The 10877-nt window shown below is 60.4% G+C and carries 10 protein-coding genes; 5 read left to right on the forward strand and 5 right to left on the reverse strand.

What is annotated here, in order from left to right:
* Position 1: 1 nt before the first annotated feature.
* Genes SPITH_RS07135 through flgN form a run of 3 tightly spaced genes read right to left on the reverse strand, consistent with a single transcriptional unit; the run spans position 2 to position 3635 of the window.
* Positions 2 to 1249, reverse strand: a complete 1248-nt coding sequence (locus SPITH_RS07135) for a flagellar hook-associated protein 3 (protein ID WP_014625002.1) — start codon at positions 1247 to 1249, stop codon at positions 2 to 4.
* Positions 1250 to 1259: 10 nt separating this feature from the next.
* Positions 1260 to 3134: a flagellar hook-associated protein FlgK gene (gene flgK, locus SPITH_RS07140; protein WP_014625003.1), complete on the reverse strand. Its 1875-nt coding sequence runs from the start codon at positions 3132 to 3134 to the stop codon at positions 1260 to 1262.
* Between the two features lie 9 nt (positions 3135 to 3143).
* Positions 3144 to 3635 carry a flagellar export chaperone FlgN gene (flgN, locus tag SPITH_RS07145; RefSeq protein WP_014625004.1) on the reverse strand — a complete coding sequence of 164 codons (492 nt, stop codon included), beginning with the start codon at positions 3633 to 3635 and terminating at the stop codon, positions 3144 to 3146.
* A gap of 172 nt (positions 3636 to 3807) precedes the next feature.
* On the opposite strand from flgN, the gene trxB reads away from it, so the two are divergent.
* Genes trxB through SPITH_RS07170 form a run of 5 tightly spaced genes read left to right on the forward strand, consistent with a single transcriptional unit; the run spans position 3808 to position 10047 of the window.
* A complete protein-coding gene (trxB, locus tag SPITH_RS07150; protein WP_014625005.1) occupies positions 3808 to 4758 on the forward strand; it encodes a thioredoxin-disulfide reductase in 951 nt (316 codons plus the stop codon).
* Positions 4751 to 6430: a glycoside hydrolase family 3 protein gene (locus SPITH_RS07155; RefSeq protein WP_014625006.1), complete on the forward strand. Its 1680-nt coding sequence runs from the start codon at positions 4751 to 4753 to the stop codon at positions 6428 to 6430. The genes trxB and SPITH_RS07155 overlap by 8 nt, the downstream gene beginning before the upstream one ends.
* On the forward strand, positions 6430 to 7263 hold the full coding sequence (locus SPITH_RS07160) for a GNAT family N-acetyltransferase (protein ID WP_014625007.1): 834 nt from the start codon (positions 6430 to 6432) through the stop codon (positions 7261 to 7263). Before SPITH_RS07155 ends, SPITH_RS07160 begins: the two co-directional genes overlap by 1 nt.
* A 21-nt stretch (positions 7264 to 7284) precedes the next feature.
* A complete protein-coding gene (gene glgA / locus SPITH_RS07165) occupies positions 7285 to 8724 on the forward strand; it encodes a glycogen synthase GlgA (protein ID WP_014625008.1) in 1440 nt (479 codons plus the stop codon).
* Positions 8725 to 8772: 48 nt separating this feature from the next.
* Entirely contained in the window at positions 8773 to 10047 is a 1275-nt protein-coding gene (locus SPITH_RS07170) for a glucose-1-phosphate adenylyltransferase (RefSeq protein WP_014625009.1), read from the forward strand.
* A gap of 1 nt (position 10048) precedes the next feature.
* Here SPITH_RS07170 and SPITH_RS07175 read toward each other — a convergent pair whose 3' ends face one another.
* Positions 10049 to 10444, reverse strand: coding sequence for a (deoxy)nucleoside triphosphate pyrophosphohydrolase (locus SPITH_RS07175; protein ID WP_014625010.1), 396 nt, complete (start codon positions 10442 to 10444; stop codon positions 10049 to 10051).
* Positions 10444 to 10875 (reverse strand): hypothetical protein, encoded by a 432-nt coding sequence (locus tag SPITH_RS07180; protein WP_014625011.1) that lies wholly within the window; start codon positions 10873 to 10875, stop codon positions 10444 to 10446. Before SPITH_RS07180 ends, SPITH_RS07175 begins: the two co-directional genes overlap by 1 nt.
* Positions 10876 to 10877: the final 2 nt, after the last annotated feature.

Consider the following 10877-nt stretch of genomic DNA (forward strand, 5'->3'; position numbering starts at 1 on the left):
GTCACCTCAGAAAATCGAGAAGTGTAGGTGGTAGAATACGCGCAGCCGTCGAGAGGGCCGCCTTGTGCGTGAATTCCAGTCGTTTGAGCTCGATGATGGCCTCGGACACATCGAGATCCACCCGCTTCGCATAGAGTTCCGTCACATCCGGGATCTCCTCCTGATTGTGAGCATAGGCGAATGTGAGCCTCGTCCCCCGCGCGCCTATCTCTCCCATCTTCCCCACGAGGGCGGAGAGGGCCTCATCGACCATACCGAGCCCTCTTCCTCCCAAGGCGTCTTGATCACCCACCATCATGGCATCCCTCACACGCATCACCACGTCGAAGAGAGAACCACCTCCGTGGACAGCGGAGGCCGCGATGTTGCCGGGCGGACGCTGCACATCCGGAGGAGCGATGATCCCGAGGTCCTGGAGCACGGTTCCCTCCCCGTCTTCCATCCACAACTGGTGAGGTACCGTCGTCTCCAGGATGAGAGAGTGGTTCACCGGATCTATCCTCGCCCTCACGGGAGCGGCTGAATCGTTTATCTTCTGCACGATGGAATAGAGGGTATCCCCTTCCGTCACGTCGATACGCACTCCATCTATAGAAAAATATCCGGCCTCTCCCACCCTGTAGTCAAGCGCATCGACGGTGGCATACACCTGCTGTTGCTGGGCTCCGAATACGAAGTTCCCCGAGAAACCGGTGGTGATGAAGGCCCCCTCCGCGATCTCCGTCTGTTTCTCCGTGATGTCCCCGATGTATTCGACACCCGTGATGAGGAGATCGTCGGCCCCGGGGACGTTCCCGCGTACCACCCGGAACGGCTCCCCTCTCGTACGCGCCCCTCCGAAGAGGAACCGCCCCTCGGGGCCACGTGCGTTCGCGATCTGGACGAGTTGCTCGAGAAGTTCATCGACCTCCTTCCCCATGGCCTTGAGGTCCTCGGGGGTGTAGGTCCCGTGTGCCGCCTGTACCGTGAGCTCCCTGATCCGCTGGAGTATCTCCACCCCTTCCTTGAGATGGCCTTCCACCACATTGTAGTAGTCCTGCACGTACTCTATATTCTCTCCATAACGTTTGAGGCGCGTGAGAAAGGAGTCATAACGCACCGCATGGGCCGCCCCCACAGGGTCGTCCCTCAGGTCCTGGATCCTCGTCTGGGAGGACATACGGTTCTGTACCCTGTAGAGGGCCCGTTCCCGCTTCTGGAGGTGGTAGACCATGTCGTCATTGGGCATGTTGGTACTGATCCGGTTCATCTATGCCTCCTCACACCGCCATCCTGTTGATGAGCAAATCCAGCATCGAATTGAACGTGCTGATGAAACGCGCACTCGCCGCGTATCCGTGCTGGAACTTGATCATCTGGGCGAGCTCCTCGTCTATGTTCACTCCCGAGATACTCTCCCTGAGATCCTTGAGATCTTTCATGATGAGCTTCTGGGTCTCGTCCGCTATCTGGGCCTGCTGTCCTTTGAGACCTATCTCCGATACGGCCTCCGCGAAGTAGTCGTCGAACGTCATGAGCCTGCCTATCATCACCGGTTCGGTCCTGAGGTTCGCGATGGCGAGGGCGGCCGATCCATCACCCGGAGGCGCGGGCCTCCCCCCCTGTCCGAAGCCCGCTGCCACACTCGCCGGATCCCGCTCCACCTCCGGGTTGAGGACCACCCATCCCGAAGGATGTGCGAACGGTGCCACTCCATACTCTGCACCGCCCCTCAGGGTGAGCACTGCGTCCACGGTCTCCCAATCGTAGGCGTTCTCAGGACCGCTACCCCCAAGGATCCCCGCATAGCCGGAAAGGAACTGTCCGGAATCCTCCACGTGGCGTATCACGAAATCAGGGAAAGCCACATCCCCACTCGGAGTGGCCTTGAGGACGAGCCTTCCCAGACGATCGAACGAGGCGCTCACCTCCGCTCCCGAGGTATTGATGCGGTTCACGATATCCTGAACCGTATCCGTGGGGTAATAGGCGATCTGCACATCCCCCTCGGTCCCCGAGAGAGTGATGACCCCCTCTATACCCACCTGGGCGTTGGGATCGAGTACGTTCGTGCCGTGGATACGGAAGAGATAGGTGGAGTCGAATTCTCCATCGCCATTGCGATCGTAATTCCCCACCGCATTGAGGACGGCCGGATGCTCCACGAAGAAATCGACCCCAGTCTGTCCGTTGAGTCCATACGCGTTCCTGTGGACCTCGTTCACGAGGTTCACCAGATTCACGGTCATGGTATCGAGCTTCTGTATCTCTCCTCTCACGTCACCGTCCCGAAGCTCGAGGAGGGCGGCGAGTTTACCCCCTTCGAGGCGAACCTCTTCCGTACTCCCTTCCCAGAGCACGGCACTGAATCCCTCGTTCTGAGGCCTGGGGTCGAGGATGAAGGGGTGATATACCTTCCCCTGGACGAGATGTCTCCCCCCCACGTGGATGGTGAACTCGTCGGGATCGCGCTTGTCCACGGTGATGTTGATGAGTTTCGCGAGCTTCTCTACCAGGAGGTCCCTCCGATCCATGAGATCGTTCGGATTGTCACCCATGGCCTTCACCTTCACGATCTGCTCGTTGAGGTGGGCGATACGGGCGATGTAGTCGTTCACCTCGTTCACCGTCACCTGTACGTCCTCTTCGATCATCTTGCGGATGCTCGAGAGTGCGTGATACCGGCCGTGTATCCCGTCCACCAGGGCCTTCGCGTTCTCTATCACCGCGTGTCGGGCCGCCACCTCGTCCGGATGGATCGAGAGCTCCTGCCACGCATCCCAGAAGGCGTCGAGGAGACTCCGCACCGAGACATCGGAAGGCTCGTTGTAGGTCTTCTCCACCATGAGGAGGTAGGAGTTTCTCGTCTCCCAGTACCCGCCCACATTGGTCTGGGCCGCGATACGTCCTTCGAGTATCTCATCCCGAATACGCTCGATCGACTGGATGGAAACCCCCTGCCCTATCTGGCCGGGTGTCTCCTCCCGATTGAGCCCGGGCATGTAGAGGGGATCCATGGCCTCGAAGTTCACCCTCTGCCTCGAATAGCCTTCCACGGAGGCGTTGCTCATGTTGTGTCCCACGGTCGCAAGGCCCTGCGTGTGTGCGAGGAGTCCCCTCTTTCCTATCTCTATGCTCATGAACGTGGAGTGCATTCCTTCCTCCTAAAGCCGTGTATCTATGAGGAGCGAGGACTCGCTTTGGGACCTCCTCCCGTCCTTGCCGTATCCCCCCAGGAACCGATCGGGAAAGAGGTCCCTGAGGCAGGCGTACACTGCGGCATAGGAGGCCTCGGCATACCTGGCGATCACCTCACCCAGGCCGCGTACCCTGAACAGTCGTTCCCGGAGGCGCCCGGCCACATCCTCTATGCCCTGCGCCTCAGGCGGGTCGATGTATCGGAGGGCCGTCCGGAGGGGCGTATCGGGCGGAAGCTCGAGCTCAGCGAGAAGCTCCGCATAGACACGTGTCCTGTCCTCTTCGAGCATCTGGAGGGCCTGGCTCTTCTCGAGGAGAGCCGTCACCTTTTCTTCAACCTCGACCCACTCCCTCTCGAAGAGTGCGTTCCTCAGACTCTCCTGTAGATCTAGCATCTCATCCACCACTCTCACCATCTGCTCGAGCGTCCGCTCCATGATATGGGCCAGGACTACCATACGCGGCTCCTTTGGGGAGGTCTTCCTCTTAATCATCGGATGACCCTCGGGAAATGATTATCGGAAATATCATCCTTCGGTTGCTCACTTCGGGAGGCTGTGGTAGAGTAAGATTGACGGGATAAGATAGTATCTATATCTTCATATATATGAATTTTTTTATGGAGGAATCATGACACCCGACCATGACGTGATCATCGTTGGGGCAGGTCCCGCTGGGCTTGCCGCAGCTCAGTACGCCGCCCGTGCAGCCCTCGATACCCTGGTGATAGAGCAGATGGCACCAGGCGGGCAGGCGCTCATCATCGACACCCTGGAAAACTATCCAGGATTCCCGGAACCCATCTCGGGCTTCGAGCTCGCCCAACGTTTCGAAACCCAGGCGAGGAACTTCGGCGCTTCCTTTCTCAACGCCACGGTGAAACGTATTTCCAAAAAGGAAAAGGTGTTCGAAGTCGAGACGACGAAGGGGGTGCTCACCTCCTACGCGGTGATCCTCGCCTCGGGGGCAGCACATCGGAAGCTGGGGATCCCGGGAGAAAAGGAATATACCGGTCGTGGGGTGTCCTACTGTGCGACCTGCGACGGTCCCTTCTTCAAGGGGAAGCGGATGCTCGTGGTCGGCGGGGGAGACGCCGCGTGCGACGAGGCGATGTATCTCTCCAAGCTCACGGACAAGATCGTCCATATCCACAGACGCGATCGTTTCAGGGCGCAGAAGGCCTTGGCACAGAGGGTGCTCAACAACCCTCACATCGAGGTCCGGTTCAACACCGTGGCGGTGGAGATAAGAGGTGAGGAAGTGAACGGGGTGAAGAAGGTCTCCTCCGTGCTCCTCAAACGGGTGGATACAGGAGAGACCTATGAGGAACCCATCGATGCGGTCTTCATTTTCATCGGCTCCGATCCCCAGACCGGTTTCGTCGAGGGAGTGGAGAAGGACGAATCCGGATACATCATCACGAATCAGGAGATGATGAGCTCCATTCCCGGTCTTTTCGCGGCCGGCGACGTGCGCAACACCCCCTTCCGTCAGATCGTGGTAGGTGCGGGTGAAGGGGCGGTCGCAGCCCACTGTGCAGCGAAGTATATCGATGAACTCAAAGGGGAAGCCTATGAGTAGAGGGGGACACGCCCCCCTCCTTCTTCTCCTCCTCCCATGGATGCTGCCGGCCGGTCCCGCTTCGTTCTGGGACCTCACGGAGGAGGAGATCCCTTCCTTCCTCGAAGCCATGTCCGACGAGGAAACGATCAGTCAGGTCTTCCTCATAGGCTACGATGGCGAGACCCCCGACCCCCGGATCCTGCAGTGGATCGGGCGCTACAACCTGGGCGGCATCAAGATCTTCGGGAGGAACGCCGAGCGCCTCCTCCCGGTGGTGAGGAGTGTGGCGGCCTACCAGGAAAAGGCGCTCGCTCACCGTTCCGGCATCCCCCTCCTCGTCGCCACCGACCAGGAGGGCGGATGGGTCCGCCACATAAAGGGGGAGACCGTAGAGACTCCCGGGAACATGGCCATCGGCGCGACCCGCCTCCCCTACGAGGCCTATCAGACCGGCCTCCTCATCGGAAAGGAATTGAGGGCACTGGGGATCACCATGAACTTCGCCCCCACCGTGGACGTGTACGTCAACCCCGAAGCCCACGTGATAGGGCCGAGATCCTTCGGATCGGATCCCCGGCTGGTCGCCACCCTTGCGCTCTCCTTCTACCATGGGAGCCTGGACGCCGGGGTGATCCCGGTGGCCAAACACTTCCCGGGACACGGGAACGCCCGCGGGGACTCCCACGGCGAGCTCCCCGTGGTGGAAGACGACCTGGCCACCCTCTGGGAGAGGGACTGGCTCCCCTATCGGATCCTCATCAGGGAGGGGTTGCCCGCCGTCATGGTAGGACACCTCAACTTTCCCCTTCTCTCCAAGAACGACCTGCCCGCCACCCTCTCTTCCCACGTGATCTCTCTCCTCAGGGAGAAACTCGACTTCCAGGGGCTCGTCATCACGGACGACCTCTACATGATGGGGGCCCGTGTCGCGGGTGAGGACATCCCCCACATCGTGGTAGAGGCTCTCTCGGCAGGCAACGACATGGTCCTCTTGTCACGACCTCCTCATCCCGGAGACCCGGTCTGGGAGGCCGTGCTGTCGAGATACCGGAACGATCCCGAGTTCAGGAAACGAATACAGACCTCCGTGAGGAGGATCCTCACGCTCAAGATCCGATACCTGAAGGCCATGGGACCAAAAGGCCTCATCCCCTCCGAGGAGACCCTGCGGGAGGCCTTCCCCGACGAGGAAACCGCGGAGGCGTTCGGGGAACAGGCCCTCAGGGCCGTCACCATGGTAAGGAGCGGGAAGGTGCCGCTCTCCCCTGGAGGCGATGCACGAGTACTCCTCGTGGGCCAGCACACCAGGTTCCTCTCCATCGGGAAGGAATACTTCCCCCATGCGGACACCTTCCAGTTCTCCTATCTCCCCTTCTACTTTGCCTCCGAACAAGTGAAGGCCCGACTCTCCCGTCTCGTCCAGCAGTATGATCTGGTCATCTACTGTCTCATGAATCCCAACAGTCTCGAGGTCCTCGCCTCGCTCGAAGAATGGGGGCCACGAATCGCGGTGCTCTCCACCCTCACACCGGTGTACCTCGCCGAGGTCCCCTGGGTGGACACGGCGGTGGCCGTATACGGTACGAGCGAAGAGTGTTACCGGGGTGGCTTCCTCGCCCTCATGGGCAAACTCACCCCAACGGGGACGCTCCCCATCTCCCTCACCCCCTCCTCCGGAGCACCTCCCTGATGTCCGTCGTTCCACTGGATCTCAGGGACGAGACACTCAGACGATGGGTCACGGACCTCCTCACCCGACGGGAGTGGGAGTGTGTGTACCTATCCTCTCGCACCCTCGTGGAGGCCGAAGCGTGCCCAGGACGCCGCCTCTGGGGCATTTTCCGAGACGGGAGACTCGGAGGAGTCATCCTCCTCGATCACGGGAGTCTCTTCCCCTACCTCCCGGAGGTCGGGTACCTCGAGCCGGACGAGGAGGCCGCACTCCGAAGCGAGATCCGGCGAGAGGGAAACCGTTGCCTGGGCCTCCTCTCCGAAGTAGAGAAGCTGCTTCCGCTCTTCGCCTCTCCTCCCGAAGTGTTCAGGGAATACGACCTCATGCTTCGAACCCGGACATCTCCTCCTCCGGAACCCGCCGTCCCTCTCGTCATACGACCCGCTCTCGCCTCCGACATACCCGCCCTCTACCAGCTCCAAGAAGGATACGAAAAAGAGGAAGTCCTCTACGATCCCCGTCTCTTCTCCCCGCTCCACTGTTTCGCCACCATACGGCACCTCCTGCGGGATCAGATCCTCTACCTGGCCTGTACAGGAGACACCGTCGTGGCCAAGGCCGGCACCAATGCCCGAGGGCTCACCGTGGACCAGGTGGGAGGAGTCTACACCCTTCCCGCATGGCGGGGAAAGAGGATAGCCCAGGCGTTGGTTCACACCATTTCGCGCACGAGTGAAACTTTAGGGAAAAAAGTGTGTTTATTTGTTCGAAAGGGTCATACCATCGCGCGGCACGCCTATGAAAAGGTGGGATTCGAGGTGGTGGGAGAATTCGGTATCGCATACTTCTAGAATCGAGCGGGAGTCCAAGAGGTGCGAGTCCTTCTGGTCACGAGTGAGTTCACCCCCCTCGCCAAGGCAGGAGGATTGGGTGATGCAGTAGCCGCCCTCGCAGGCGCGCTCCGAGCACAGGATGTGGACGCGAGAGTACTCCTTCCCAGGTACCAGGGGATGGAAGTCCCCGAGTCCCCAAAGGTGGAGGAACTCAAAATCACGATGGGCTCACACACCCTGTGGGCCCGAATCCTGCACGTGGAAGTGGATCGGGTTCCGGTCTTGCTCCTGGAACATCCCCTCCTCTTCGGATCGCGGAAGGGGATCTACACCACCACGGATCACAGGGACTTTCCCGACAACCTCTTCAGGTTCTCCTTTCTCTCCGCTGCGGCCTATGCCCTCGCCCGCCACGGCACATGGCGGCCCGAGGTGCTCCATTGTCACGACTGGCCGACGGCTCCTGCCGTCCTCTACAGCGCCCGTGCCGGTGGAGATCCGCCGACGGTCTTCACCATACACAACCTGGGCTACCAGGGGGTCTTTCCCCTCCACCAGCTCCCCACCATGGGCATCACCAGGGAGGAAGCGGAGAGACTGGACATCGTCACCGGAGAGGCCATCAACCTCCTTCGCGGGGCAGTGGTCAATGCAGACCTACTCACGACCGTCTCGCCCACCTATGCGAAGGAGATCCAGACCCCCGAATTCGGATACGGGTTGGAAACGATACTCAGGGAGAGAGGGGAAAGACTCCGGGGCATCCTCAACGGGATGGACTACGATCTCTGGAACCCGGAGACGGATCCCCATCTTCCTGTGCAGTACTCCATCGAAACGCTGGAAAGAAAGGAAGAAGTGAAGCGGCACCTCCTCTCCCTCGCCGGTCTACCGGACCGGGGACGTCCCCTCGTCGGCATGGTCACACGCCTGGTGCATCAGAAGGGACTCGGTCTCCTCTGTGATCCCCCCGACCCCGCCCTTCCCCAATTGCTCCGGCTCCCCCTCACCATGATCGTTCTGGGCACGGGGGAACGGAGGTTCGAGGAATACCTCAGAGCCCTCGCCTCCCAGTACCCCAATCTCTCGGTGCACATCACCTTCGACGAACACCTCGCCCACCTCATAGAAGGGGGAGCGGACTTCTTCCTCATGCCGAGCCTCTATGAACCATGCGGTCTCAACCAGATGTACTCCCTCGCCTACGGCACCATCCCGGTGGTGAGTCGGCGCGGCGGGCTCGTGGACACGGTGGAAGAAGTGGACATCCGGAAGGGGAGCGGCACCGGATTCTTCATCGATCCGCTCACCCCCCACGGTATTGTGGAGACCATGAGACGGATCTGTGAGCTCTACCTCACATCCCCGGACCTGATCCGCACCATCCGAGAGAACGGCATGCGAAGACGCTTCCTCTGGGAAGACGCCGCCCGGTCGTACATCTCATGCTACCGGGAAGTGCGGGGATCATCCGATTGACGCTCCATCCCAGGGAAGGTATCTTTCAGCAGGAAGGGAGGAGAGGCATTGGAAAACGTGCTCACCATCATCCTCGGGGGAGGGAAGGGGACGCGCTTGTACCCCCTCACCAAGGAGCGTTCGAAACCCGCCGTGCCCTTCGCAGCGCGGTATCGTATCGTGGACATCCCCCTCTCCAACAGCATCAATTCCGGGTTCAGGAAGGTGTACGTCCTCACCCAGTTCAACTCCGCATCACTGCACCTCCACCTCGCCCAGACCTATCAGTTCGACAGCTTCAGCAGGGGCTTCGTGGAGATCCTCGCCGCGGAACAGGGCTTTTCCCACGCAGGCTGGTATGAGGGCACCGCCGACGCGGTACGGAAGAACCTCCACCACTTCAGGACGCAAAACCCCTCCCACTACCTCATCCTCTCCGGCGACCAGCTCTACCGGATGGACCTGAGGGAGTTCTTCAGGTTCCATGTGGAGCGCGACGCCGACATCACTCTCGCCGTAACCCCGGTCCGGAGGGAAGACATCGGACGCTACGGGATCATCGTGAGCAACGAGTCCCACAGGGTGAAGGCCTTCGAGGAGAAGCCCGATCCGAGGGGAGAGACCGAACATCTCAAGAGCTCGCAGATCGTGCCGCCTTCCCACAGGGAACAGGGGAAACACTACCTCGCATCCATGGGCATCTACCTCTTCAAGGCGGAAGTACTCGAGAAGATGATGGAGGGCCCCTACACCGACTTCGGGAAGGAACTCATCCCGGCTGCGGTGAGGGAATATGCGGTCTACTCCCACGTCTTCACCGGGTTCTGGGTCGATATCGGGACCATACGATCGTTCTACGAGACACACCTCGCCCTTGCCACCGAGTATCCGGAGTTCGACCTCTACGACGAGACCTCCCCCATCTACACCCGGATGAGACACCTCCCCCCCTGCAAGTTTCTCAATACGAAGATCGACACCTCGCTGGTAGGCGAAGGGTGCATCATAAAGAACGCCTCGATCAGCCGTTCGGTCATCGGGATAAGGACCGTGATACGAGACCACTCGGTACTCGAAGGAGTGGTGTGCATGGGGGCCGATCTCTACGAGACACCCGCCCAGAAAGAGGAAAATGTACGGAAGGGGATCCCCCATATCGGAATAGGGCGGAACTGTCACATAAAGAACGCCATCATCGACAAGAACACCCGCATCGGAGACAACTGCAGGATAGGGGTGGATCCAAAGGAACGGAGGAACGGCGACTACGGGAGCTATCACATCCGCGACAACATCATCGTGATCACCAAGAACCAGGTCATCCCGTCCGGCACGGTGATCTAGGTCATTCCTTCGACCTGTAGAGGAGGGCCTTGAGGAGCGGCCTGTCAGAGGGGACGAGGATCTCCTCCCTCACGGAGCCCACATCCCACCAGCGCAGGTCGGCATGCATTTCGTTGAGCCGAGGCTCCCCCTCCGTCTCGACGAGGAAGCCCAGGAGGGTATACCTCACCTGGCCGTTTCTGAAGCTCCCCGTATAGATACACTCCCTCACCTCCACCTCGAGGCCCAACTCCTCACGCAGTTCCCTGACAAGTGCTTCCTCTGGAGCCTCCCCTCGGCGAACCTTGCCTCCGGGGAACTCCCATAACCCACCCACCGATCCCCCCTCCCTCCGGAGGGCGAGGAGGACCTTCCCTCCCCTCAGCAGGACGCCAGCAGTGGTGAGCCGCTCCTCCATCAGAGGAAGAGCACCCTCGGGAAGAGGAAGTGGAGGAGCGCGGCCACCACCGAGAGCACGCCCACCAGGGTCTTGTTCTGCGAGAGAAGGGCGTCGATCCTATCCACCGCATCGCTTCCCACCTCGGCGCCTTCACTCGGGGTCCGCCGTTCCCGGTAGAACATGAGGAGAAGGGCGGTACCGGACGCGAGACCGGCGATGGCCGGGAGGAGATCCCCTACGATGATCACGTCCCCTTCGGTGACCGAAAGGATCTTGAAGACCCCCGTCACCGCAGTGAGGACTCCCCACACGAGGAGGAACGTCTTGCTCCTCAGCACCTCGGGATTGAACAGCGCAGTGATGCCCGTACGCTCCGAGAACGTCTCCTGGGCCAGGATGATACCGCTCATGAAGTTCGTGAGCACGGAAAGCGCGTAGAATTGCAACATCA

The organism is Spirochaeta thermophila DSM 6578 (assembly GCF_000184345.1).
Classification (GTDB): Bacteria; Spirochaetota; Spirochaetia; order Winmispirales; family Winmispiraceae; genus Winmispira; species Winmispira thermophila.

Coding starts and splice junctions, on each gene's coding strand:
- SPITH_RS07135 (WP_014625002.1), bottom strand. CDS start 1,249: ATGAACCGGATCAGTACCAACATGCCCAATGACGACATGGTCTACCAC.
- flgK (WP_014625003.1), bottom strand. CDS start 3,134: ATGCACTCCACGTTCATGAGCATAGAGATAGGAAAGAGGGGACTCCTC.
- flgN (WP_014625004.1), bottom strand. CDS start 3,635: ATGGTAGTCCTGGCCCATATCATGGAGCGGACGCTCGAGCAGATGGTG.
- trxB (WP_014625005.1), top strand. CDS start 3,808: ATGACACCCGACCATGACGTGATCATCGTTGGGGCAGGTCCCGCTGGG.
- SPITH_RS07155 (WP_014625006.1), top strand. CDS start 4,751: ATGAGTAGAGGGGGACACGCCCCCCTCCTTCTTCTCCTCCTCCCATGG.
- SPITH_RS07160 (WP_014625007.1), top strand. CDS start 6,430: ATGTCCGTCGTTCCACTGGATCTCAGGGACGAGACACTCAGACGATGG.
- SPITH_RS07175 (WP_014625010.1), bottom strand. CDS start 10,444: ATGGAGGAGCGGCTCACCACTGCTGGCGTCCTGCTGAGGGGAGGGAAG.
- SPITH_RS07180 (WP_014625011.1), bottom strand. CDS start 10,875: ATGTTGCAATTCTACGCGCTTTCCGTGCTCACGAACTTCATGAGCGGT.